The 25,139-nt window shown below is 62.8% G+C and carries 21 protein-coding genes; 15 read left to right on the top strand and 6 right to left on the bottom strand.

The features are described from left to right. Positions 1-306: 306 nt before the first annotated feature. The 4 genes from G7009_RS22365 to G7009_RS22350 all read left to right on the top strand — a co-directional run bounded on the left by G7009_RS22365 (position 307) and on the right by G7009_RS22350 (position 4,745). Positions 307-1,731: an amino acid permease gene (locus tag G7009_RS22365; RefSeq protein ID WP_181132274.1), complete on the top strand. Its 1,425-nt coding sequence runs from the start codon at positions 307-309 to the stop codon at positions 1,729-1,731. Between the two features lie 154 nt (positions 1,732-1,885). Beyond that, positions 1,886-2,422 (top strand): 2,4'-dihydroxyacetophenone dioxygenase family protein, encoded by a 537-nt coding sequence (locus G7009_RS22360; RefSeq protein WP_181132273.1) that lies wholly within the window; start codon positions 1,886-1,888, stop codon positions 2,420-2,422. A gap of 96 nt (positions 2,423-2,518) precedes the next feature. Next, a complete protein-coding gene (locus G7009_RS22355; protein ID WP_181132272.1) occupies positions 2,519-3,424 on the top strand; it encodes a LysR family transcriptional regulator in 906 nt (301 codons plus the stop codon). Between the two features lie 70 nt (positions 3,425-3,494). Then, positions 3,495-4,745: an aspartate aminotransferase family protein gene (locus G7009_RS22350; RefSeq protein WP_181132271.1), complete on the top strand. Its 1,251-nt coding sequence runs from the start codon at positions 3,495-3,497 to the stop codon at positions 4,743-4,745. A gap of 220 nt (positions 4,746-4,965) precedes the next feature. Here the strand turns inward: G7009_RS22350 and G7009_RS22345 are convergent, their stop codons facing one another. Further along, complete coding sequence (locus G7009_RS22345; RefSeq protein WP_181132270.1) at positions 4,966-6,003, bottom strand: formylglycine-generating enzyme family protein; 1,038 nt, start codon at positions 6,001-6,003, stop codon at positions 4,966-4,968. Next, complete coding sequence (locus G7009_RS22340; protein WP_181132269.1) at positions 6,000-7,664, bottom strand: arylsulfatase; 1,665 nt, start codon at positions 7,662-7,664, stop codon at positions 6,000-6,002. The genes G7009_RS22345 and G7009_RS22340 overlap by 4 nt, the downstream gene beginning before the upstream one ends. A 282-nt stretch (positions 7,665-7,946) precedes the next feature. On the opposite strand from G7009_RS22340, the gene G7009_RS22335 reads away from it, so the two are divergent. The 8 genes from G7009_RS22335 to G7009_RS22300 all read left to right on the top strand — a co-directional run bounded on the left by G7009_RS22335 (position 7,947) and on the right by G7009_RS22300 (position 18,494). Further along, entirely contained in the window at positions 7,947-9,338 is a 1,392-nt protein-coding gene (locus tag G7009_RS22335; protein ID WP_181132268.1) for an alginate export family protein, read from the top strand. A 32-nt stretch (positions 9,339-9,370) separates the two neighbouring features. Further along, positions 9,371-10,603, top strand: coding sequence for a 3-(3-hydroxy-phenyl)propionate transporter MhpT (gene mhpT / locus G7009_RS22330; protein ID WP_181132267.1), 1,233 nt, complete (start codon positions 9,371-9,373; stop codon positions 10,601-10,603). After that, positions 10,600-11,139 carry a DUF3237 domain-containing protein gene (locus tag G7009_RS22325; RefSeq protein WP_181132266.1) on the top strand — a complete coding sequence of 180 codons (540 nt, stop codon included), beginning with the start codon at positions 10,600-10,602 and terminating at the stop codon, positions 11,137-11,139. Before mhpT ends, G7009_RS22325 begins: the two co-directional genes overlap by 4 nt. An 89-nt stretch (positions 11,140-11,228) precedes the next feature. Beyond that, positions 11,229-12,059, top strand: a complete 831-nt coding sequence (locus tag G7009_RS22320; RefSeq protein ID WP_181132265.1) for a p-hydroxycinnamoyl CoA hydratase/lyase — start codon at positions 11,229-11,231, stop codon at positions 12,057-12,059. Between the two features lie 47 nt (positions 12,060-12,106). Beyond that, positions 12,107-13,555 carry an aldehyde dehydrogenase gene (locus tag G7009_RS22315; protein WP_181132264.1) on the top strand — a complete coding sequence of 483 codons (1,449 nt, stop codon included), beginning with the start codon at positions 12,107-12,109 and terminating at the stop codon, positions 13,553-13,555. 80 nt (positions 13,556-13,635) lie between these two features. After that, positions 13,636-15,495, top strand: a complete 1,860-nt coding sequence (locus tag G7009_RS22310) for a feruloyl-CoA synthase (RefSeq protein WP_181132263.1) — start codon at positions 13,636-13,638, stop codon at positions 15,493-15,495. Next, a complete protein-coding gene (locus G7009_RS22305; RefSeq protein WP_181132262.1) occupies positions 15,492-16,739 on the top strand; it encodes a thiolase family protein in 1,248 nt (415 codons plus the stop codon). Before G7009_RS22310 ends, G7009_RS22305 begins: the two co-directional genes overlap by 4 nt. Positions 16,740-16,751: 12 nt before the next feature. Then, on the top strand, positions 16,752-18,494 hold the full coding sequence (locus tag G7009_RS22300) for an acyl-CoA dehydrogenase (RefSeq protein WP_181132261.1): 1,743 nt from the start codon (positions 16,752-16,754) through the stop codon (positions 18,492-18,494). A 70-nt stretch (positions 18,495-18,564) separates the two neighbouring features. On the opposite strand, the gene G7009_RS22295 is transcribed toward G7009_RS22300, so the two are convergent. Both G7009_RS22295 and G7009_RS22290 read right to left on the bottom strand, forming a co-directional pair. Further along, positions 18,565-19,029, bottom strand: coding sequence for a MarR family winged helix-turn-helix transcriptional regulator (locus tag G7009_RS22295; RefSeq protein ID WP_181132260.1), 465 nt, complete (start codon positions 19,027-19,029; stop codon positions 18,565-18,567). A 434-nt stretch (positions 19,030-19,463) separates the two neighbouring features. Further along, positions 19,464-20,348 (bottom strand): LysR substrate-binding domain-containing protein, encoded by an 885-nt coding sequence (locus G7009_RS22290; RefSeq protein WP_181132259.1) that lies wholly within the window; start codon positions 20,346-20,348, stop codon positions 19,464-19,466. Between the two features lie 121 nt (positions 20,349-20,469). On the opposite strand from G7009_RS22290, the gene G7009_RS22285 reads away from it, so the two are divergent. Genes G7009_RS22285 through thrH form a run of 3 tightly spaced genes read left to right on the top strand, consistent with a single transcriptional unit; the run spans position 20,470 to position 22,514 of the window. Then, entirely contained in the window at positions 20,470-21,249 is a 780-nt protein-coding gene (locus tag G7009_RS22285) for a 2OG-Fe dioxygenase family protein (RefSeq protein WP_181132258.1), read from the top strand. Positions 21,250-21,294: 45 nt separating this feature from the next. After that, positions 21,295-21,912: a LysE family translocator gene (locus G7009_RS22280; protein ID WP_181132257.1), complete on the top strand. Its 618-nt coding sequence runs from the start codon at positions 21,295-21,297 to the stop codon at positions 21,910-21,912. Further along, positions 21,912-22,514: a bifunctional phosphoserine phosphatase/homoserine phosphotransferase ThrH gene (gene thrH, locus G7009_RS22275; RefSeq protein WP_181132256.1), complete on the top strand. Its 603-nt coding sequence runs from the start codon at positions 21,912-21,914 to the stop codon at positions 22,512-22,514. Before G7009_RS22280 ends, thrH begins: the two co-directional genes overlap by 1 nt. Positions 22,515-22,652: 138 nt before the next feature. Here the strand turns inward: thrH and G7009_RS22270 are convergent, their stop codons facing one another. Continuing rightward, entirely contained in the window at positions 22,653-23,072 is a 420-nt protein-coding gene (locus G7009_RS22270) for a DUF1850 domain-containing protein (protein WP_181132255.1), read from the bottom strand. After that, entirely contained in the window at positions 23,069-25,096 is a 2,028-nt protein-coding gene (locus G7009_RS22265) for a TRAP transporter permease (RefSeq protein WP_181132254.1), read from the bottom strand. Before G7009_RS22265 ends, G7009_RS22270 begins: the two co-directional genes overlap by 4 nt. Between the last annotated feature and the right edge of the window lie 43 nt (positions 25,097-25,139).

The following is a 25,139-nucleotide window of genomic DNA, read 5'->3' as shown; positions in this document are numbered from 1 at the left end:
AGAACCGCGCAGCGTTAGAGGAGTAGTCAGAACAATGGCGAGCCATTCAGAAATTAAGCTGCCGCTAGGGACTAAAAACTGTGAGGAATAACGAGGGAGCTATCCCTCGATATGGCCGCTATCGACCGTGGCCGTATCATCAACACCTTATGAACTCACCGCTTCGCCTCACATGTGAATGGGCGTCATACCGGGTATGACGCTTCGGCGCCTAATCCGACGGGCGTTTGCCGCTTATGGTTGCTCCCTAAGGCCGTCTCGCCGGGGGCCATGACAACAACAAGCGTGTAACCGAGGTGCAAGCCAATGCATGGCGATCAAGACAAGACAAACAACAAGCTGGGGACTGGCTTGAAAGGCAGGCAGGTCACGATGATCTCGATCGGCGGCGTGATTGGCGCCGGGCTCTTCGTGGGCTCCAGCAATGCCATCGCCGCCGCCGGGCCGGCAGTGCTGGTGGCGTACCTGATCGCCGCAGCGATCGTGGTGCTGGTCATGCAGATGCTCGGCGAGATGGCCACGGCGCGGCCGGACACCGGCTCGTTCTCCTCCTATGCCGACCAGGCTATCGGCCGCTGGGCGGGGTTTTCCATCGGCTGGCTGTACTGGTGGTTCTACGTGCTGGTGATCGCCATCGAGGCCATCGTCGCCGGCAACATCCTCGGCGACTGGCTGGGCTTGCCGCACTGGCTTACCGCCTTTGCCATCACCCTGGTGCTGATCTTCTGCAACAGCCTCAGCGTCGGCTCGTTCGGCACGCTGGAATACTGGCTGTCGCTGTTCAAGGTGGTGTCGATCGTCAGCTTCATCGGGCTCGGCGTGCTGGCCATCCTCGGCCTGATGCCCGGCTCGTCCACCAGTGGCATTGCCAACCTCTACGCCAACGGCGGCTTTGCTCCCAACGGCAACGTGGCCATCGTCGCCGCGCTGCTGACCGCGATGTTCAGCTTCCAGGGGAGCGAGGTGGTGACCATCGCCGCCGCCGAATCGCGTGACCCGAAAGCCAACATCAAGAAAGCCATCCGCGCCGTGGTGTGGCGCCTGGGCCTGTTCTACCTTGGCTCGATGTTCGTGGTGGTATGCCTGATCCCGTGGAACGCACCAGGCCTGGCACAGGGCTCGTACCAGGCCGTTTTGACGGCGATGAACATCCCTTGGGCGCCGGGCATCATGAGCATCGTGGTGCTAGTGGCGGTCACCAGTTGCCTGAACTCGGCCATCTACACGGCTTCGCGCATGGCTTACTCGCTGGCACGTCGCGGCGATGCGCCCGAGGCTGTTTCACGCACTACTCCCCAGGGTGTGCCGCTTCTGGCAGTCACCCTCACCTCGGGGGCCGCGCTGGCGGCACTGGCGGCCAACTACCTGCTGCCGGCCCAGGTGTTCCAGTTCCTGCTGGCCACCAGCGGTGCGCTGGCGCTGCTGATGTACCTGGTGATCGCCGTTACCCAGCTGTGCATGCGTCGCAAGCTGGTGGCACTGGGCAAGCCACTGGAGGTGCGCATGTGGCTGTTTCCCTGGCTGACCCTGCTCACCATTGCCTTGATTGTCAGCGTCTTCGTGGTCATGGCGGCGTTTCCCGGGCAGCGCGCCGAGCTGCTCAGCACCCTGGGGCTGACAGCCGTGCTGGTAGCCATCGGCGTCTACCTGCAGAAGAGCCAGCCGGCGCTATCGGCCCGGCGCAGTGCATTGCAGTTCGAAAACTCGCCTGTAGCCCGGCAGGCCACCTGAAACGCACTACCTCGCACGCAGCCTTCGATGACGACAGGTCACAGCGAGTGTGCCGAGCGAGCTCTTTTTCACCCTGCAGTGCAGCCCTAATCTGGCTGCAGCCCCGGCCCAGAGCTGGCCGGGTACTCCAACAAACCAACTGTGGAAGCCCCCCATGAGCATTGCCCCCAAACCCGACGAACTGGCCATCCCTTATCAACTGCCGCAGGTGCCGTTCATGTCCCCCGATATGGTCCACCCCGGCGTGCTCGGCAAGTGGCTCGAAGACGACCAGCTATGGGTCCCGGTAACCGCTTCGGTGTCGTTCAAGCCGCTGTTGCTGAGTGTCTCCGGCGGCTACTACATCAACCTGCTGCGAGTGCGCCAGAGCGGCGTGCTGTCGCGTCATCGCCATACCGGTGGCGTGCATGCGCTGGTACTCAAGGGCCGCTGGTACTACCTGGAGCACGATTGGATCGCCGAAGAAGGCTCGTTCGCCTTCGAACCGCCAGGGGAAACGCACACCCTGTTCGTGCCGGAAGACGTCGAAGAGATGATCACCTGGTTCCATGTACAAGGTGGCTATACCTATGTCGACCCGCAAGGTGTGGCCGTGGGCTACGAGGACGTATTCACCAAGCTGGAGACCGCCCGTGCCTACTACAAGTCGCTTGGCTTGCCGGACGACTACATCGAGCAGTTCATTCGCTGACCTGCCGCCAGGCCACCCGACCAGCGTGTTCTCGGGCCACTGGTTGCCACCCCGACGCGGCGCTGCCAGCATTCTGGTGATCACCGGAGGCAGATCATGGACAACTACTCACAGCTGCTGGCGTTTCTTGGCGCCGCCGAACACGGCAACTTTTCTGCCGCGGCGCGCGCTTGCGGCATGACCCCGTCGGCCATCAGCAAGCTGATCTCGCGCCTTGAGGACCGCCTGCAGGTGCGCCTGTTCCAGCGCGGCACCCGCAGCCTGACGCTGACCGAGGAAGGCGCCGCCTACCTGGTCAGCGCCCACGCGGTCAGTCACGCCATGGCCGAGGCCGACTCGCTGGCCGAGGCCTTTCCCACACGGGTCAGTGGCACCTTGCGGGTCCACACCATGACCACCTTCGCCAAGCACCAGATCATTCCCTGGCTGCCGGAATTCCTTGCCGCTTACCCGGGGCTGACCGTGGATATTCAGGTCGGCGCGCAGTTCAGTGACCAGTTCGACCAGGGCCTGGACGTGGCGATCCACAGTGGCGTGCTGCCCGACTCGTCGCGCATCGCCCGCAAGATCGGCCAGAGCCGCTGGATCATCTGCGCATCGCCCGCCTACCTGGCCAGGCACGGTACGCCTGCGCATCCCGGACAGCTGTTGCAGCACACTTGTTTTTCCTTCGGTTTCAGCAGTGTGTGGAACACCTGGGGATTTCTGGTCGATGGCCAGGCCCTCACCGTGCCGGTGGTGCCCAAAGCCACCTTCGCCCAAGGCGACCTGCTGCGCGACCTGGCGCTGGGCGACGCCGGTATCGTGCGCCTGGCCGAGTTCCATATCGGCCAGGATATCCAGGAAGGACGCCTGGTGCCTCTGCTGCAAGCGTACGCCCAGGACAGCGTCGAACCGATCTACATGATCTACACCAACCGCAAACACCTCAGCCCGAGAATCCGTGTGTTCCGCGACTTCCTCGAACAGAAGCTCGCCAGCAGCCCATGGAACACTCGCTGAGGAATCGAACCCGACTCAGAGGGCCTGACGCGTCGTCAGCCCTGCACCGCACAACGACACAGAGGTACTCATGCGCAATCTCGTAGGCGATGTTTCCAGCGCCGCCCGCATCCTCCCGGCACTCGACGGCCAGGCCCTGTTCATCCGTAACGGCAAGGGCCCTTGCCTCTGGGACGACCAGGGGCGCCGCTACATCGACACCGCGCTGGGCTTCGGCGCCGTACTGCTCGGCCATGCCAACGCCGGCGTCAACGCGCAGGTAGCCGACGCCCTGGCCGACTCCGCCTCGCCATCCTGGGCCCACGTACGCGAGCATGCCGCGGCCAGTGCGCTGGCGGCCCACACCGGCGCACTCAGCCGGGTGATCTTCACCAACTCCGGCAGCGAGGCGGTACACCTGGCCTGCCGCGCCGCGCGCGCCTATACCGGCCGCGGGCGCATCGCCAAGATGGCGGCAGGCTTCGACGGCTGGTTCGACGATGTCAGCTTTGGCAACGTCGGCTCGCCCGAAGCCGCTTTCGCCGACGGCGAGCGCCCCAGCACCGCGCGCACCACGCTGCTGCGCTTCAACGACTTCGACGACGTCGAGCGATTGTTCGAAGAAGACCAGGACATCGCTGCGGTGATTCTCGAACCCATGCTCGCCAATGCCGGCTGCATCATGCCGGCGCCAGGCTACCTGCAGCATGTGCAGGCCGTGGCCCACCGACATGGGGCATTGGTAATCAGCGACGAAGTGCTGATGGGCTTTCGCTTGCATGCCGGGTTGGCCAGCCTGCAGGCAGGTCTGGACCCGGACATCGCCAGCGTTGGCAAGGCTATCGGCAACGGCGTGCCGGTATCAGCGATCGTCGGCAAGCCGCACATCCTGGCGGGCTTCGAAGAAGGACGGGTATTGCGCGGCGGCACCTTCAGCGGCAACCCGCTGGCCTGCGCGGCGGTGCTCGGCACGCTCGAGCAAATAGACCAGGTCGACTACCCACAGTTGATCGAACGTGGCGAGAAGCTGCGTCACGCCGTGCAGGCAATCTTCAAGGCCCAGGGCATCACCATCAGCACCAGCGGTTACGGCAATGTGTTCGCCATCTGGCCGTCTGAGCGCGCACCCTCTACGTATGAAGAAGCCGTCGCGTTCGGCGATGCTGCGTTCAGCGAGGCGCTGCACCTGGCGCTGCGTGCGGAGGGGCTGCTGGTGATGCCATCGCAATATGGACGGATCTATTTGTCGTTTGAGCACAGCGATGAGGTTGTGGAGGAGATGAAGCGCGCGTTCGAATTGGCTGCCGCTCGGCTTGCTCCGGGTCATGCCACCAATAAATGAATGGCGGCTAGCAGGTTTTGTGAGCTGTACTCGACACATCGCGCCCAGTCGAGGTCGGAGAGTTACCGTTGCGTAAAGTCGCCTCAGGTCGTTTTTCTCCGATCCACGCTGACTGCCTAGTTCGCCTGTGCCCCTCGGCGGTGGGACCTGGATGAGCGGATCTGAGAGCAGCTACATAAAGGAAGGGAAATGGTCGCAGAACGCTGTTCAGCTCGCAGCTTCAGTGCCCATCTACCTCCCGCACCGTCCTGAACCCCACGTGAGACGTAGCCAGATACACCGTTTGTGGTTGCCGTGCCGAGGGTCGGTAGCGCATGCATACATCCGCCGAGCACAAGTGTGACCCACCTTTGATCACCGCTACGCGAGTACCTGGTTGCGCGGGATCGTAACTGTCGTCCAGCGCCGGGCCCGGTGGGTTGACGGCGTTGTCTCTGGCCTGGTCATGCCCTGGACGATAGCCGCTACGCGTCAGCTCCCAGACATTGCCTCCAGCGTCGAACAAGCCAAACCCATTGGCCACGAAGCAGCCCACCGGGGAGGTGCCCGTGAAACCATCGATCGCTTGATTGTGGTACGGGAACTGTCCCTGCCAAGTGTTGGCCATGGGTTTGCCATTGGGTAGCTCGGTAGGGCCCCAACTGAAGTCCGCGTCTTGGAGGCCACCACGCATCGCATATTCCATCTGCGCCTCGGTGGGCAGCTTCCGCCCGGCCCAGCGGGCGTAGGCCCGCGCATCACGCAAGGTTACCTGCACCACCGGATGGTTTTCCCGCCCGACCCAGTCGCTGCCGGGCCCCTGGGGATGGCGCCAGCTTGCCCCGGCGACGAATTGCCAGCCGGGCCGCAGTACGTCCGCTCCCTGCCTGAACACCATCGCACCTGGCACCCGCAGGGCGTCTGGCAGGGCGGGGGCCGCCTGGACGTCGATGCCCTGTTCGGCTTGGGTCACGTAACCGGTGGCCTGCACGAAACGTGCGAACTGGGCGTTGGTGACCGGGTGCACATCGATCCAGAAGGTCGAGACCTTGGCCCGGTGCGGCGGGCCTTCTTCCATGTAGAAACGGTCTGAGCCAAAGCTGAACTCACCCTCGGGTACACGCACCATGCCGTCTCGCCACGGCCCCTTGCGGGGCTCGGGCACGCCGCTGTAACCGGTGCACAGCAGAGCCGGTGCAGTGTTCTCTGGCCACGCGGCATAAGCTGCGCCCAGCACGCCGAGGGCGAGTAACGCGCCCCCGAGCATCCGTTGTGTCATGGCTTGTTCACCAACGCGGGAGAAACGGGCCGGCCATCAGGCGTGATCACGATGTTGTTGCGTTGGGCATAACCTTTCCAATCTCGCAGCAGTTCGTTCACTCGCTCGGGCTGCTGCGCACCCAGGTCATGGTGTTCCCCTGGGTCCTGGCTCAAATCGAACAATTGCCACGCCGGCGCGGCGTCGGTGCGATCGAACAACAGTTTGAGGTCGCCCTTGCGCAACGAGGCGTTACCGTTGATCTCCCAGCCCATGGCCTCATCGCGTGGGTGAATCTGCGTGTCCTTGCCTTCGAGGTACGGCAGGGCCGAAGTGCCTTGTGGTGGCACGATGTCGCGGTCGCGGTACTTGATCCCTGGCAATGAAGTACCGGCCAGTTGCAGCAACGTGGGCATGATGTCGCGCACGCTGGCCAGTTCTTCGCTGCGCCCGGATTTGATCGACGCGGGGTAGTAGACGAAGGCCGGTACGCGAATCCCGCCCTGGTAGGTGGTCATCTTGTAGCGACGGCTGGGCAGGGCGCTGACCTGCGCCCATGCCGAACCGATCATCAAGAACGAATCAGGCCGGCCGTAGTTTTCCAAGCGGTTGTCGAAGTTGCTCTTGATCCAGTCCGGATCCACGCGGTTGGCGTTTTCCGGGCCATTGTCGGACATGAACAGCACCAATGTGTTGTCGAGTTCGCCCGTGTCGCGCAGGTGGTCCACCAGGCGGCCAACCTCGGCGTCCAGCGCCGAGACCATCGCCGCGTAGACTTCCATGGTGCGTGCCGACTGTTCCCGTTGCTCCGGGCTAAGCGACGCCCAGGTGGGCACGCCTTCAAGTTGCGGGTCCATGGGGAAGTTCTCGGGCACAAGCCCTGCCTTGCGCTGCCGTTCGAGCCGCTCTTGAGCGATCTTTTCATAGCCCTGGTCATAGCGACCACGGTACTGCGCCAGGTACTCGTCGGGCGCTTGCAGCGGCCAGTGCGGTGCCGTATACGCGGCAAAGGCGAAGAACGGCTTGTGGCTTGCCTTGTCACGGTCGATGGATTCGATCAAGCGGTCGGTAAACCAGCGGGTCGAGTAAAAATCGTTGGGCAACTCGACAGGCTCGCCGTTGTGGCGGAAGGTCCAGCTGTAGTGCGGCAGCAGGCCCATGTTGTCTTGCTTGAAATGCGCGGCGCCTCCCTCCAGCAATACGTAAGCCTGGTCAAAGCCGCGGTTCTGGGGCTGCTGGGCAGGCTCCATGCCCAAGTGCCATTTGCCGGCGATGTACGTGCGGTAACCCGCATCGCGCAAGAGTTCGGCGAGCGTGGCCACATTGGCGCCCAGCACGCCTTCATATCCCGGCTGCACCTCGCTGCCAGCCGGCAGACGCCCGCGGGACTCGGCCATCATGCCTACGCCCGAGAGATGCGGGTCGTTGCCGGACATGAGCATGGCGCGGGTGGGCGAGCAACTCGGCGCGGCATGGAAGTCCAGCATCAAGCGCCCCTCGGCGAGGAGCTTGTCCAGGTGAGGGGTAGCGATCTCACTGCCCAGCGCAGAAAGATCGGAAAAACCCAGGTCATCCGCGACCACGAGCAGAATGTTTGGCTGTTTAACGATTGGCGCGGCGAACGCTTGGCTCGCGCCAAGCAACAGCAGGGTAAGAGCTAGCAAAGGCTTCGAATGGGTCATGGGTGGCTCTTATTATTGTGGATAAAAGGCAAGCGCATAATTTTTATATTTAATCATCTTGTCAAGCAAAGGAAAGGCCAGCGCATTCGACTGAAACGTTTCTTGCTTAGCTCACCCCGCCAATACCCCTGAATTGGGGGGTCTAAAAGTGTTCGATCACCGAACGAGTATCGTACACAGCCAGGGGCAATAGTATGCGCCTCCTATTGACGGCAGCATGGTTAAGCAAAATAATCGTTAACAGAGTTATCCATTTCCACAACAACAAGAAAGGATATTCTGATGACCAAGCCGTTGACGGGGGCATGCCTGTCCCTCGCGCTGTTATCAATCGCCCAGCTTTCACAGGCGGCGAGTCCCCTGGAAGACAATCGGCCGGGGCGGCCCGGCGCGCCGCGCTGGGTCGAGGATTACCGCTTTCTGGAGGACCCGAGCAAAGCCACGGATCCCTTCGACGGTCTGCGCTACCATCGACTGTCCGAAAGCGCATGGTTGCAACTTGGCGCGGAAGCGCGGTATCGCGCCGATTCACTGGATAAACCATTCTTCGGCTTGCGCGGGCTCGACGACGATTCCTACGTGATGCAGCGCCTGCAAGCCCATGCCGACCTGCACCTGTTCGACGACGCGTTGCGTACCTTCGTGCAGGTAGAGAACACCCGAGCGTTCGGCAAGGATCTGTATTCGCCCAATGACGAAAGCCGCAACGAAGTACGCCAGGCTTTTATCGACCTGAACCATGACTTTGCCGGTGGGCGCTACACGACCCGCGTCGGCCGCCAGGAAATGGGGTTCGGCAATCAGGTGTTCGTGACATACCGCGATGTCCCCAACATTCGCCAGAGTTTCGATGGCTTGCGCGCCAGCCTCAACTTGAAGGACGGACGCAAGCTGGATGCCTTCGCGGTACGTCCCGTCGAGACCGGCGAAGACAGTTGGGACGATGGTAGCAACAATGCGGTCAAGTTCTATGGTCTGTATGGAACCCTGCCGCTGACCCAGGCGTGGAACATCGACCTGTTCGCGTTCGGTCTCGAAACCGAAGACCGCGGTCTGGCGGGCGAAACCGGTGATGAGAAACGCTACACCTTCGGCACCCGGTTGTTCGGCCGCTCTCAAACCATCGATTGGAGTTGGGACCTGGCCGGGCAGACCGGGCATCTGGGCAACGCCTCCATTCGTGCCTGGGCGATATCCAGCGATACCGGTTACACCTTCACCTGCCCGTGGCAACCACGTCTGGGTCTGCGCCTTGACGCGGCCAGCGGCGACAGCGAAGCAGGCGATGGCAAGGTCGGCACATTCGATTCCCTGTACCCACGCAACGGCGTGTACGGCGAGGCCAGCCTGACCACCTTGAGCAACGTCATCGTCGTCGGCCCGACGTTCGGCTTTTCACCTTGGCGCACCCTGCGCTTCGAGCCCGGTATCTTCGAAGTGTGGAAACAGAGTACCGACGACGGCGTATACATGCCTGGCATGAGCATGCTCGCCAACACCCGCGGCACCGGTCGACACGTGGGCACCATCTACCGCGCCAACACCCGCTGGCTGGCCACACCGAACCTGACGCTCGACCTGGACCTGAAGTACTACGACATAGGCGCCGCCATCCGGGATGCCGGAGGCGACGACTCTTCGTTCGTGTCCGTGCGCGCGACCTTCAGGCTCTGATTTCCCTACGCATAACAACAAGAGGGCTGCACATGAGTGGTTCAAACGCACATCCGCACCGACCGGTACTGACTATCGGCTTGTGCTTCCTCGTGGCCCTGCTCGAAGGGCTTGACCTGCAAGCCACCGGTATTGCCGCGCCGCACATGGCCAAGGAATTCGCCTTGACCTCCGCGATGCTGGGCTGGGTGTTCAGTGCCGGTCTGCTCGGCCTGCTGCCTGGCGCCTTCGTCGGGGGGTGGCTGGCTGACCGCCTGGGGCGCAAACGTATCCTGATCATGGCAGTGTTGCTGTTCGGGGCGTTCTCATTGGGGACCGCACACGCCTGGGATTATCCATCGCTGCTGGTCGCGCGGCTGATGACGGGGCTGGGCCTGGGCGCGGCGTTGCCGATTCTCATCGCCATAACCAGTGAAGCCGCCCACGAGCGCTTGCGCAGTACGGCGGTCAGCCTGACCTACTGCGGCGTGCCCTTGGGTGGCGTCATCGCTTCGGTGATTGGCATGGTGGGCTTGGGCGAGGGTTGGCGCGCGGTGTTCTACGTCGGCGGTTTCGCGCCCATTGCAATTGCGTTCGTGCTGATGGTCTGGCTGCCCGAATCCCAGGCGTTTCGTGCCCAGGCCACGGTCGCTGGAACGCAAAACGGGCTGGCAGCGCAACTGTTCGGCCCCGGCCGGGCGAGTCGTACGTTACTGCTGTGGCTGGCATGTTTCTTTACCCTGACGGTGCTGTACATGTTGCTCAACTGGCTGCCCTCGCTGCTGATTGGCCAGGGCTATACGCGGCCGCAGGCCGGCGCGGTGCAGATTCTGTTCAACTTCGGCGGCGCGGCGGGTTCGTTCCTGACCGGGCGTATGATGGATCGTGGCCACGCGCCGCGCGCGGTGTGCATTGCCTACGCGGGCATGCTCGCCTCGTTGGCGGGCCTGGGCCTGTCGACCAGCTTCGGCTTGATCCTGCTGGCGGGCTTTACCGCCGGTTATTGCGCCATCGGCGGCCAGCTGGTGCTTTACGCATTGGCACCAACGCTCTATCCAACGCAGGTGCGCGCCACGGGCGTGGGCGCGTCGGTGGCGGTGGGCCGCCTAGGGTCGATGGCCGGGCCATTGGCGGCAGGGCAGATCCTCGCCGCGGGGGCGGGAGTAGGGGGCTTGTTGCTGGCCGCCTCGCCGGGACTGGTAGTGGCGGCCGTGGCCGCGATGGCGCTGCTGGGGCGGCGCGCGCCGCAAACCGAAGCAGCTGCTTCGGGAGAGGTCGCGCCATGAACCTGCGCAACGTGCTGGCCGTCATGCTGTTGAGCGGTTGCGCCGCTCTGGCCCAGGCCGCGAGCTATGACCCGCCGCCGCTCAAGCTCGAGCCGCTGGCGCGTTTCAGTGTCGACCTGGTAGCGCCGATCTGGGAGTTGGGTGCCACCAGCGGACAGGGCAAGCGGCGGATCATCCCCATCACCGGCGGGCATTTCGAGGGGGATCGGCTCAAGGGCACCATTCTCAACAGCGGCGCGGACTGGCAAGTGGTGACCCCGGAGGGGGTCGCCATCATCGACACCCGTTACTTGCTGCAAACGGACGATGGCGCGTTGATCTACCTGCGTACCGAGGGTTACCGCTTCGGCCCCCCGGAGGTGATGAAAAAAGTCGCCGCCGGCGAGGCTGTCGACCCCAGCCAATACCAGTTTCGCATCACGCTGCGTTTCGAAACCTCGGCGCCTCAATACGCATGGCTCAACCGCACGGTGGGCGTGGGCAGCGCCATGCGCCTGGGAAATGCCGTTGTCTACGACGCGTTCGAGTTAAAATAGATAATTTTATTAATGGTTAATTGACTTAACTAAATGGCCGAGCTAATGTTCAGTCAACCACGAAGAACAATCAGTACAAGAGGTGTGTGATGGGGCAATACGACAACCGCTGGCAGACCGTGAAAGTCACTGTCGAGCAGGGCATCGCCTGGGTCAGCTTCAACCGTCCTGAAAAGCGCAACGCCATGAGCCCTACGCTCAACCGTGAAATGCGCGATGTGCTGGAAACCGTCGAGCAGGATGCTGACGCTCGCGTGCTGGTATTGACCGGTGAAGGCAGCGCCTGGACCGCTGGCATGGACCTCAAGGAGTACTTCCGCGAAGTGGACGCCGGGCCGGAAATCCTTCAAGAGCGCATCCGCCGCGATGCCTCGGAATGGCAATGGAAGCTGCTGCGTTTCTACAGCAAGCCTACGATCGCCATGGTCAACGGCTGGTGTTTCGGTGGCGGTTTCAGCCCATTGGTCGCATGCGACCTGGCGATCTGCGCTGATGAAGCCACCTTCGGCCTGTCCGAGATCAACTGGGGTATCCCACCGGGCAACCTGGTCAGCAAGGCCATGGCCGACACCGTGGGCCACCGTGAATCGCTGTACTACATCATGACCGGCAAGACCTTCGAGGGGCAAAAAGCCGCGCAGATGGGCTTGGTCAATAAAAGCGTGCCTCTGGCGCAATTGCGCGATGAAGTGGTGCTGCTCGCCCAGGACCTGCTGGACAAGAACCCGGTTGTCCTGCGTGCCGCGAAGAATGGCTTCAAGCGTTGCCGTGAGTTGACCTGGGAGCAGAACGAGGACTACCTGTACGCCAAGCTTGATCAGGCGCAGCTGCGTGACCCGGAGCACGGGCGCGAGCAGGGCTTGAAGCAGTTCCTCGACGACAAGAGCATCAAGCCAGGCCTGCAAGCCTACAAGCGCTGAGCGCTCTCGACCTTCATTCCCGAATAAACAGAAAAGAGGAATGCCCGATGTTCGAAGTGCCATTGTTAATTGGCGGTAAGACCCGCGCGGCCAGCGACAGCGGCACGTTCGAGCGCCGCCATCCGGTCAGCGGCGAGGTGGTGTCGGTGGTCGCCGCGGCGACGCTGGCCGACGCCGACGCCGCGGTCGAAGCGGCCCAGGCGGCATTCCCCGCCTGGGCCGCGCTGGGGCCAAGCGAGCGCCGCGGGCGCTTGCTCAAGGCGGCCGATGCCCTGGACGCCCGGCGCGACGAATTCCTGGCCATGGCCGTGGAAACGGGTGCCAAGGCCGACTGGTACGGTTTCAATGTCATGTTGGCGGCCAACATTCTGCGCGAAGCGGCGTCCATGACTACCCAGATCCAGGGCAGCGTCATCCCCTCCGACGTGCCGGGCAGCTTTGCCATGGCCCTGCGCCAGCCCTGTGGCGTGGTGCTGGGCATCGCGCCGTGGAATGCCCCGGTGATTCTGGCCACGCGCGCTATCGCCATGCCCCTGGCCTGCGGCAACACCGTCGTGCTCAAGGCATCCGAAGCCAGCCCGGCGGTGCATGGCCTGATCGGCAAGGTGCTGCAGGAGTCCGGCTTGGGCGATGGGGTGGTCAACGTGATCAGCAACGCCCCGCAAGATGCGCCCGCGGTGGTGGAGCGCCTTATCGCTCATCCGGCGGTGCGTCGGGTGAATTTCACCGGCTCTACCCACGTCGGACGTATCGTCGGGCAACTGGCTGCGCGGCACCTCAAGCCGGCGGTGCTCGAGCTGGGCGGCAAGGCGCCGTTCCTGGTGCTGGCCGATGCCGATCTGGATGCGGCGGTTGAAGCCGCGGCCTTCGGTGCCTACTTCAACCAGGGCCAGATCTGCATGTCCACCGAGCGTCTGATCGTCGACGAGACAGTGGCCGACGTATTCGTCGCCAAGCTCGGCGAGAAAGTCCGCCGCTTGCGCGCGGGGGACCCTTCGCAGGCCGACGCGGCGCTGGGTTCGTTGATCGATGCTGGGGCCGGCGAGCGCATTCAGGGCCTGGTCGATGACGCCGTCACCAAGGGCGCGACCCTGGTGGCGGGCGGCGAGCGCTCAGGAAGCGTCATGCAACCGGTGCTGCTCGACCACGTCAACGCCCAGATGAAGTTGTATCGCGAAGAGTCTTTCGGGCCGGTCGCGGTGGTGCTGCGCGCCAGCGGTGACGATGCGCTTCTGGCGTTGGCCAACGACTCCGAGTTCGGCCTGAGCGCGGCTATTTTCAGTCGCGATACCCAGCGTGCCTTGGCCCTGGCCCAGCGCCTGGAATCAGGGATCTGCCATATCAATGGGCCGACGGTGCATGACGAAGCGCAGATGCCGTTCGGCGGGGTCAAGGCCAGTGGCTACGGCAGCTTCGGCAGCACGGCGGCCATCGATGCCTTTACTCAACTGCGCTGGGTCACCGTGCAGCATGGCGCACGGCATTACCCGATTTAACGCACGCACTCAAAACAACAATAGCGAATGCACCCTCGGGCCTCTCGGCCCGTGGGCGCGTCAAGGCCGAGGTAGCCTTCATGGACTGCGATACCCTCTCCGTTGCCCAGCGCGCGCCAGTGCGCGCCGTCAAGATCGGGCAGCCTCAGGTACAGGTGCGCCAGCATGGCGACGTCCTGTATCTCGACCCCGTGGAACAGCTCAACGCGTACCCCGCACGGTTGATGGAGCGCTTGCTGCATTGGGCCGAGCATCGAGGCGAGCAGACGTTCGTCGCGCGCCGTGGTGTCGATGGGCAGTGGCAGCACATCAGCTACGCCGATATGTTGCAGCGTGTTCGACGCATCGCCACTTGGTTATTGGATCAGGGCCTGAGCGCCGAACGCCCTCTGGTGATTCTGTCCGGCAACGACCTTGAGCACGTGCAATTGGCCACGGCCGCGCTGTATGCCGGCATACCCTATTGCCCAGTGTCGCCGGCCTATTCACTGCTGTCCCAGGATTTCGGCAAGCTGCGCCATATCGTCGAAACACTGCAACCGGGCCTGGTCTTCGCGGCCGATGCTGCCTATGGCAGAGCCATCGATGCGGTGTTCGAGACCTCGGTCACGCTGGTGATGGGCCAGGGCGAACTGCCGGGGCGGGCGAGCACGCCGTTCGCCGATGTCCTGGCCACCGTCGCGCAATTCCGTGCCGACCAAGCCTTCGCCGAGCTGCGCCCGGAAAGCCTGGCCAAGTTCCTGTTCACTTCCGGCTCCACCAAGCTGCCCAAGGCCGTCGTCACCACCCAAGGCATGCTGTGTGCCAACCAGCAGATGCTCTTGCAGACCTTCCCGGAGTTTTCCGAAGTGCCGCCGGTGCTGGTGGACTGGCTGCCGTGGAACCACACCTTCGGCGGCAGCCACAACGTCGGTATTGTGCTGTACAACGGCGGCACACTGTATATCGACGATGGCAAGCCGACACCGCAGGGCTTTGCCCAGACGCTGGACAACCTCAAGGATATCTCCCCCACTGCGTACCTGACCGTGCCCAAGGGCTGGGAGGAACTGGTCAAGGCGCTGGAGCAGGATAGCGCCCTGTGCGAGCGCTTTTTCCAACGTATGAAGCTGTTCTTTTTCGCCGGTGCCGGGTTGTCCCAGGCCATCTGGGATCGCCTTGACGCCGTGGCCGTGGCCCATTGCGGCGAACGCATACGCATGATGGCGGGGCTGGGCATGACCGAGACTTCGCCTTCCTGCACCTTTACCACCGGGCCGCTGTCGGTAGCCGGTTACATCGGCCTGCCGGCCCCCGGTTGCGAGGTCAAGTTGGTGCCGGTGGACGGTAAGCTCGAGGCGAGATTTCGCGGGCCCCATGTGATGCCGGGGTACTGGCGCTCTTCCCAGCAGACCCTTGAAGCGTTCGACGAAGAGGGGTTCTACCGCAGCGGTGACGCGGTGCGCCTGTGCGACCCCGACAATCCGCAATTGGGCCTGATGTACGACGGGCGTATTGCCGAGGATTTCAAATTGTCCTCCGGGGTGTTCGTCAGCGTCGGCCCGATGCGCACCAAGGTGATCTTGCAGGGCGCCCCCTATGTGCTGGATGCCGTGGTGCTGGGTCCTGATCGCGAATGCCTGGGGTTGCTGATCTTCCCCCGCCTGGCCGAATGCCGGCAGCTGTCCGGGCTTGGGGCGCAGGCAAGCGACACCGAGGTACTGTCGTCGCCCGCGGTGCGTGACTGGCTGGCCAGCTTGCTGGCCACGCTCAACCGTGACGCCACCGGCAACGCCAGCTACATCCAATTCGCGGCCTTGGCCAGCGAAGCACCGTCCATCGACCGTGGCGAGATCACCGACAAGGGCTCGCTCAACCAGCGCATGGTGCTGCAACTGCGACACGGCCTGATCGACAACCTGTATGCAGGGCCGGGGCCGTTGCGTGTAGAAGCTTCATGAAGGCCCGCGGTCAGTTTCGCGCTTTTCCGGCGACCGCGTTGCTCGACGGGATACGGACGCCGTGGGTCGACCTCAATGGCCCGCTCGGTCTAGTCTCGCCTACCGATCTGGGCATCAAGGCCGGCCGTGCTGTGTTGCAGCGGGCCAGGCTGGACGCAAGCGAGGTAGACAGCGTGCTGGCTGGGTCCATGGCCCAGGCGGACTTCGATGCCTACATGCTGCCCAGGCATATCGGACTCTACTGCGGGGTCGACCAGGCGGTGCCGGCGCTCATGGTGCAACGGATCTGCGCGACCGGTTTCGAATTGCTGCGCCAGGCGGGTGAGCAGATCCAGGCGGGGGAAGCAGGCACGGTGCTGTGTGTGGCGGCCGAATCGATGTCACGCAATCCGATCGTTGCCTACACCCATCGTGGCGGCTTTCGGCTGGGCGGCGAAGTCGGCTTCAAGGACTTCCTCTGGGAAGCATTGTTCGACCCCGCAGTGGGCATCAGCATGATCCAGACTGCCGAGAATATCGCCCGGCAATACCAGATCTCCCGGGCAGCGGTAGACGCATGGGCGGCCCAGAGCTTCGCGCGCGCCATGGCCGCACGGGCGCAAGGGTGGTTTACCGACGAATGCGTCAGCGTCTCCAACGAAATGTTCGAAGCGCCCGGCTTGCTGCCGCGCGGTATTCGTCTGCCGCGCGGCATCGAAGCCGTCACTGAAGACAGCCATCCGCGTGCCACATCCCCGCAGCGTCTGCAGCAGCTTTCACCGCTCTACCCGCAAGGCGTGCAAACCGCGGGCAATAGTTGCGCGGTAGTGGATGGCGCGGCCGCTGTGCTGATGTGCTCGGCCGAAAGGCTGGCCGGGCGCAAACCCTTGGCCTGGTTGCGTGCCAGCAGCGTGGTGGGCGTGGCGCCCGAGGTGATGGGGCTAGGCCCGGTGCCAGCCATCCGCTTGCTGCTGGAGCGGGCAGGGCTCTCGCTGGACGATATCGCCTGCTTCGAAATCAATGAGGCCCAGGGCGCGCAGATCGTGGCGGTCCAGCGATCCCTGGGCATCGCGCCTGAACGCCTGAACGCCTGTGGCGGCGCTATCGCCTTGGGCCATCCACTGGCCGCTACCGGTTTGCGCCTGGTCATCAGCGTTGCCCGACAACTGCGCGCCAGTGGGCAGCGTTATGGTGTGGCGTCGGCCTGCGTCGGTGGTGGCCAGGGCATGGCCTTGCTGTTGGAAAATCCCTTGGCTGTTGCCTGAAAGGAGTTTCACGTGTCGACTTATCGCGCTCCGCTGCAAGACATCCGGTTTGTGATCGAACAATGGCTGCAAGCACCGGCGGCTTGGGCCGAATCCGAGCGCTTCGCCGATGTGGACAGCGCCCTGGCCCAGCAGTTGCTGGAGGAGGGCGCGCGCTTCGCAGAAAACCAGCTGCTGCCCTTGAACATGAGCGGCGATCGCGAAGGCTGCCATTTTCAGGACGGCCACGTGAGCACGCCAATGGGGTTTCGCCAGGCCTATCAGCGCTATGTGGAAGGCGGCTGGCCAGGCCTGGTCTGCGCGGTGGAACACGGCGGCCAGGGCCTGCCGCTGCTGCTCGGCGCTGCCCTGCATGAAGTGATCTACGCCTGCAATCATGGCTGGGCCATGTACAGCGGCATTGCCCATGGCGCCTACCAATGCCTGCTTCAGTTTGGCTCTCCAGAGCTTCGCCAGACCTGGCTCGGCAAGATCGTCAGCGGTGAATGCCTGCCCACCATGTGCCTGACCGAACCCCAGGCCGGTAGCGATGTGGGTCTGCTACGCACTCAGGCGGTGATGGATGAATCAGGCACTTATCGGCTTACTGGCAACAAAGTGTTCATATCTGGGGGCGAGCACGACCTGACCGACAATATCGTGCACCTGGTGTTGGCGCGCCTGCCCGGTGCCCCCGCGGGTAGTCGTGGGATTTCTCTGTTTCTGGTACCCAAGTTGACGGTGCAAGGCCAGCCCAATGGCGTGCATTGCACCGGCATTGAACACAAGATGGGCATCCACGCCAGTGCCACCTGCAGTCTGAGCTTCACCCAGGCCCAGGGCTGGCTGATCGGCGAACCCCATCGCGGCCTGGCGGCTCTGTTCGTGATGATGAACAGCGCCCGTACCTACGTGGGCCTACAGGGCTTGGCCCATGCGGAAAGCGCGGGTCAGCGCGCATTCGCTTATGCGCAGGAGCGCGTGCAGATGCGCGCTGTGATCCGCCCCGAAGGTGCTCAGGTCGCGGCTGCGGATCCTGTCGCTTTCCACCCGGCCGTGCGCCAGGTGTTATGGCAGTCTCGAGCGTTGACCGAAGGGATGCGTGCCATCGGCTACTGGTGCGCTCACCTGATCGATCTTGCCGAACAGGCGCAAGGCGTGGCCCGGCAAACGCTGGAAGCGCGCATCGCGTTGCTGACGCCAATGGTCAAGGCCTTCTTCACCGAGCAAGGGTTCCAACTGGCCAGCGAAGCGCTGCAGGTCTTCGGCGGTTACGGTTACGTCACCGAATCGGGCATCGAGCAGACCTTGCGCGACAGCCGCGTGGCCATGATCTACGAGGGTACCAATGAGATCCAGGCCAACGATCTACTCCTGCGCAAGGTGCTCGGCGATCGTGGCGAGGCGCTTGAAGCGCTGCTGGACGACGTGCTTGAAGATGCTGCGCTGGCGAGCGATGACGAAGGCATTCGCTGGGCGCGGCAGTTGCGCGTCGCCAGCGACAGGTTGCGGTCTTGGGTGCGTGGGCTTCATCAGCATGAGGACAAGGAATATGCCTACAGAGCCGCTGGTGATTTTCTACAGGCATTGGCGATGCTGCTGTTGGGCCATGCGTGGGCCCGGGCGGCGCGATTGGCGCTGATGCACGAGGATCAGCCGTTCTATCGGCGCAAACGCCAGACGGCGGCTTTTTTCTTTGACCAGTTGTGGCTACGTGTTGAGTATCGGCTGCAGCGCCTGCAAGCGGCCGAGCAGCCTTTGCCGTTTGTATTCTGAGATCGGCGTCACCATCCGCAGCCGGTCACCAGGCTTGGCATGGGTGGCCCAGCTTGATCCCGATGCCGCGCTAATAGGCCTTGCGCAGCAGGGTGAGTAATTGCTGGCGTTCGTCATCGTCCAGGTTGGCAGTCGCGGCCCGGTCGCTTTCTTCGGCGACCCCGTAAAGCGTTTTCAGCAGTTTCTCGCCCGCCTTGCTCAAGTACAGGCCATAAGAGCGCTTGTCTGCCTTGCTGCGTACCCGCAGTGCCAGGCCCGCTTCTTCGAGTTTGTTGAGCAGTGGCACCACCTGCGGCGGCTCGATGTTCAAGGCCTTGGCCAGTTCGGCCTGCGTGGGGCCTGGGTTCTGCGCGATGATCGCCAGCGCGGAAAATTGCGCGGGCCGCAGGTCGTAGGGCGTCAGACACTCGACAAGGTGTTGAAACACCTTCATCTGCACGCGGCGCAAGGCGTAGCCAACCAGATCGTTGAGGTCTGTCGGCGCAGAGGTCTCGCTGCTGTCGGCGCCGGATTGAAGTGCAGGGGATGTCTTCATGCGATCTCGTGCGTCAGAGGGTGAAGGTGGTTGGAAATCGTTAAGAAGTATAACCGATGCGGGTCGTCTGGAAACAGTTGTGGGGGGTCTTAAGGGGATGGTGTATTTGATGCGGTAGTAAGGGCGAGAATCGGGCTGGCCTAGACACCGCATCATCAAACTTCTGAGCATGCGAAGTAATCAACGCCCGCAAGCACTGCGCGTACCCTGTGGGAGCGGGTTTACCCGCGAAGAATGCGACGCGGTGCATGGCACCGGCTTTGCCGGTGTTCGCGGGTGAACCCGCTCCCACAAGGATCGCATCTGCCAAGCAGCCCGATTTGGCTGTGGGTTGCCTGCCGCGAAGGGCCGAGGTCAGGTAGAAAACGGTCGTCCGGCGGCCATCGGTCTGGCCGATCCATGATTGGGGGCAGACGTAGCCCCATCGTCGCTTATCACTGCGCCTCGACCCTCCGGGCACTGTCCGCCATCTGCTCGGTGATCCAGTCAAGAAACACCCTGCACTTGGAACCGTCATCGAACGAGCGAGGTGACAGCAGGCAGTACCTCGAGCCATCCCGCCTGAAGCCGAACGGCGCAACCAGCTGTCCCGACTCCAGCTCATCCTGAACCATCAGCAAGGACGCCATGCTGACCCCCAACCCCGCCGCAGCCGCCTGGATGCAGAGATAGAAGTGCTCGTATTCCAACCACGTCGCTTCCGGGGCCGCGACGTCCACCAGGCGCATCCAGTTGTCCCAGGCCAAGGGCCGGGTCTTGCTGCGCAGCAGGCGCAGGCCATCGAGCCGCTGGCCTTCGGGCCGCAGCGTCGGGGTGCAGACTGGCCCGATCCATTCCTCGCAGATCGTCTCGCTGTGTATCGACTTATCCCAGTGGAAGTCGTCGCGACGTACCGCCACGTCCGCGCCTGAACGGGCGAAGTCGATAGGTCCGCCGGCAGCCAGCAGCTGCAATTGCAGGTTCGGGTGGGCCGCCTGGAAATCAGGCAGGCGGAGGATCAGCCATTTCATGGCGATGGTAGGTTCGCAGGACACCACCAGCACCTCCTCGCGCGCTTCTCGCTGCAGTCGGTAGACGGTGCCTTCGAGCTGCTCGAAGAAGGGGCGGGTGACGTTGTACAGCAGCCTGCCGGCGTCATTGAGGAAGATCGCCCGGTTGCGGCGCTCGAACAGCTCGACGCCGATGGCTTCCTCCAGCAACCGTACCTGACGGCTGACCGCGCCGTGGGTGACGTGCAGCAGGCGTGCCGCCTGCACGAAGCTCTCGGTCTGTGCGGCGACCGTGAAGAAATGGAAAGACGTCAATGCAGGGAGCTTCATATAGGCGATGATTTCTCACAGATTCAGAGTATATAAATCGTTTTTCTTCTGTCAGGCAAATTGCCATGATCCTTGCCACCTAGCACTCAAGCATGAGTGGGGAGCCAAAAGGAGGGAGCCGATGAACACGAGGGAGCGCGTCACCCCACAGGATCAGCGAACGGAAGCGTATTTCGCCAGCCAGCACAGCGTTCAGAACCTGTGCGAAATCGTAGCGCAAAAGGATTTTGCTTTCCTGCCCGCGCGCAAGATCGCCAGCCTGCTCAGCGTCATCGAGCCGGACGCCCTGGAAGACTGGGCCGAGTTTCAGGAAAGCTGGAACCGTCTGGAGCAGGACATGTTCATGAAGGACAGGGGCACCTATCGCTTGCGCCGTCATGCGACCTACAGCGCCAACCCTGGCAGCATCTGCCCAAGGCTCGAGGCCCATCAGCCGCATTATCAAAGCCTGGACTACAACACCCTCAACGGTGGCATCGCCCGACACTTCGCCCCGATCGAGCCCGGCACCGCGCAGAACAAGGTCATGACCGCAGCACTGGAACTGTGCTGCACCACGTTCAGCCGTCTGGCGCCGTATTACACCTGGCACATCGAGGTGCACCAGTTCCGCATCAATGCCTCGCAGCTGGCGGCTTCGCCCACTCCGGAAGGGGTGCACCGCGACGGCGTCAATTTCGTGTTCATGATGATGGTCAATCGGGTGAACGTGGTCAACGGCGAGACCAGCATCTACGACCGCAACAAACGTCCGCTGAGTCAGTACACCCTTTCCGAGGCGATGGAGGCGGCCATCGTCAACGATGAGCAGACCCTGCACGGAGTCACGCCCATCATCCAGCTCGATCCGCTGCAACCCGCCTACCGGGATGTGCTTGTCATCACCTTCAGCAAACGCTGAACGATACGGCGGCATGGCCGGACCATGCCGCCTCGGAGTCCTTGCATGAACGAATTGATAGCCGTAGCCGCAATCACCATCCTTGCAGTGATCAGTCCAGGCCCCGACTTCGCGATGGTCACCCGCAACAGCTACGCCTACGGGCGCAGCAGCGGGCTCATGGCTGCCTTCGGCATCGCCTGCGGGGTGCAGGTGCACGTGTTCTATACCGTGCTGGGCATCGCCCTGGTCATTACCCACTCTCCGTTGCTGTTCATGGCCATGAAGGCTCTCGGCGCGGGTTATCTGATCTACCTGGGCTGGAAGTCGCTGACCAGCAAGTCCACTGTGCAACTGGGAACCGCCACCGGGCCGCGCCCGTCCGCCGGCAAGGCCTTCGCCATGGGGTTTTTGACCAATGCGCTGAACCCGAAGACCATGCTGTTCGTGGTGGCTACCTATAGCCAAGTGGTGCAGGTCAGCAACAGCTTGGCGACCAACTTCGCTTACGGGCTGTTCATGTCGTTCTCGCACTGGGTGTGGTTCAGCTTCGTTGCCCTGTTCTTCTCGGCCGAGGCCCTGCGCCAGCGCATGCTGGCCAAGCAGCATATCGTCGACAAGGTGATCGGCACCGTCCTCATCGGGCTAGGCGTGAGCCTGGTGCTGCCTGGGCTGGCACGCTGATGGGCGCCTTGAGCAAACTGGCCTGCATCGACCTGGAAGGCGTGCTGGTGCCCGAGTTGTGGCCGGCGATCGCGGTGCGCACCGGCATCAGGGAGCTGTTCGCCACGACCAGGGAGATCCCTGACTATGATGCGCTCATGCGCCAGCGCATCGCCCTGCTGCGCGAGCATGGGATCACCTTGAGCGATGTCCAACGGATCCTCGCTACGGTCGAACCGTTCGCCGGTGCCGTGGCGTTTCTGCAGGCATTGGAAGCCAGAGGTTATCGAGTCAACATCATCTCCGACTGCTTCCATGAGCTGGCAGACCCACTGCTGCAGGCGCTGGGCGAGCCAACGACCTGGTGTCACCGCTTGACGGCAGATAGCCACGGGTTTGTCTCGGGCTGCGACTACTACCCACGCCGAGGGAAGGAAGAGCCTGTCGACAAGGCCCTCGCCGAAGGTCAGCGAGTGCTGGCGGTTGGCGATGCCTTCAATGACATCAACATGCTGCGGCGGGCGACGCAGGGTTTTCTGGTGAACCCGTCGATTTCCACGCTCGACGCCGCGCCGGATCTGCGTGCGGTGGAAAGCCTTGAGGAGATTCTTGAGCTGATCTAGCGACCTGGCCTGAGTCTCCAGGCGGGACTCGGGCTTTCCTGCGGCGCGTGCTTACCTGAGAATGTCCGCGCTTGCCGGTTAGCGACTGCGGGTCTTGCCGGCCACGCTTGTCTTCTCTATGGCGGATTGGCGAAGTGTTCAGTTCGCTCGAGGATTGTCCTGCGATGGTTGCCTGACTGCCTCGCAACTCCATAGCTGTATGAAAGGCTGGCTGTTGGTGGGTGATCCGACCCATCGGCTCATGAATCGACACGTCCCGTCGACGCACAGTTGGTAGTCGCCAGCCTCCGGGGTTCGCCCTAGCCTCAGAGGTTGCAGGGGCTGCAAGAGGCGCTGAAAGTGCCAACTGCCGTTTTCCAGTCGAGCGTCGTCAGGTATCTCCATTCCCGCACCGCTACCTCGAATCCTGGCTTCCTCCAGGACCAAGCCTTCGCGGGTGACGCGATAGTCTTCCTCCCAACGAATCTTTTCGATGCTGTGGTTCCACGCCAATGTGAAATGCGACACCGGCAACTGCGCCCAAACACTGCCGGCCAGACCCAGGCACAAGTCGATCATGCATTGGCCATCCTTGCGTGCCTGGACCGCCAGACGTGCTGAAGCAGTACCAGAATCCCGAGTACGAAGCCGATTTCATCGGTCAGCGGCAGCGACACGATCAACAGGGCCCCCGCGCCAAGACTCAACAAGCGTTCCCAGATGGCCATTTTCTGTTGCAGATAACCAGTGGACGCCACTCCCCAGAGGCCGACCGCCAGAAGGGTCTTGACCAGCATGTAGACAGTCATCCACAAATCGTCACCTTGCAGCATCAGCGCCGGGTTGTAGACCGCCATGAACGGAATGACGAAACCTGCCAGCGCGATGCGCACCGCCCAGAGGCTGATTCTGAATCCGCTTTCTTTCGCGATGGGGGCTGCGGCAAAGCAGGCGAGGGCGACCGGTGGTGTCAGGTCGGCGAGGATGCCGAAATAGAACACGAACATGTGCGACACGATCAGCGGCACACCCAGTTCCAGCAGGGCAGGCGCTGCGATCGAGCTGGTGATGATGTAATTGGGGATGGTCGGTATGCCCATGCCCAGCACCAGGCAGGTGACCATCGTCAGTATCAGTGACAGCAGCAGGTTGTCTCGGCCAATGGCCAATATGTAGCCGGCAAAGGTCGAGGCCACGCCCGTGAGCGAAACGATACCGATGATCACGCCCACCAATGCGCAGGCGATCCCCACAGGAACCGCGTGGCGTGCGCCTTCGACCAGTGCGTGCAGGCAGATGAGCAGCGTTTCCCGCCCGCCTTTGAGGCACCAGCACACCAACACCAGCACCGCAATGACCGCGAAGATGACGGCGATCCCAAGTTGAAAGAAGCCTGTGCACAGCACGCCCAGCGCAATCCAGAACGCACAGCGCAGGCCGAGGTGCCGCACCCTGAGAATGATCGCTGAGCCGAGAATCACGATGGCCGTCAACGCCAATCCGACCATGCCGGAGAACAGCGGGGTGCGCCCGGAAAACAGCAGGTAGACCAGCACCAGCAGGGGAATCAGCAGGTACCAGCTTTGCTTTACGGCGCCGAATGCGCTGGGGCATTGGTCCTTGGGCAATCCCTTGAGGTTGGAGCGCTTGGCTTCCAGATGAACCATCCAGAACACCGAGCCGAAATAAAGCATGGCGGGTATCAATGCGGCCTTGGCAATTTCCACGTACGGCACATTGATGGTCTCAGCCATGATGAAGGCTACCGCACCCATCACCGGCGGCATGATCTGGCTGCCCATGCTGGAGGTGGCTTCCACCCCGCCGGCGAAGGCGGGCCGATAGCCAAAGCGCTTCATCAGAGGAATGGTGAATTGCCCTGTCGTCACGACGTTGGCAATCCCCGAGCCGGTAATGGTCCCCATCAAGGCTGACGAGGCGACGGCCACCTTGGCCGGTCCCCCCAGCTTGTGGCCGAACAATCCCATCGCGAAGTCGGTAAACAGCTTGATCATGCCCGCCTGTTCCAGGAAGGCGCCGAACAGGATGAACAGAAAGATATAGGTAGCCGACACATAGGTCGGTGTCCCATAGAGCCCTTCGGTACCAAACGACAGTTGATTGATGATCTGGTCGACCCCATAGCCCCGGTGCGCCAGTGCGCCGGGCAGGTACTCGCCGAACAGACCGTAGGCCAGGAACAGGCCACAGATGATCGGCAGGGCGATCCCCATCACCCGTCGGGCGGCTTCGAAGACCAAGGCGATCAGCAGGATACCGATCACCATGTCTGCCGGTGTCAGGTCGCCGGAGCGCTGGATCAGGTCCGCCTCGAACACCCACTGATACACGGCAGTGACGATGCCTGCCAGGCTGAGCAGCCAGGCCAGCGGTTGCCAGGGGCGGGCTTTGCCGCAAGCCGGATAGCTCAGGAAGACTACCCAGAGCAGGAAACCGACATGTACCGCGCGTAGCACCTGGCTTGAGAGGGGAGAAAAGGCTGCCGTGACGATCTGAAAGATCGAAAACAGCAACGCTACATAAAACAAGGTTTTCGGCCAGTCCCGCGGGTTTGCGGGAATGCCGTGATGCTCGTCATTCATGACCTGCCTGCCTCATGACCACACTGAATGGAACCGATGGCGC

The organism is Pseudomonas capeferrum (assembly GCF_013523055.1).
In the GTDB taxonomy this organism is placed as follows: domain Bacteria; phylum Pseudomonadota; class Gammaproteobacteria; order Pseudomonadales; family Pseudomonadaceae; genus Aquipseudomonas; species Aquipseudomonas capeferrum_A.
The sequence above is the reverse complement of the archived record's forward strand: the minus strand, read 5'-3'. Positions and strand labels throughout refer to the sequence as shown.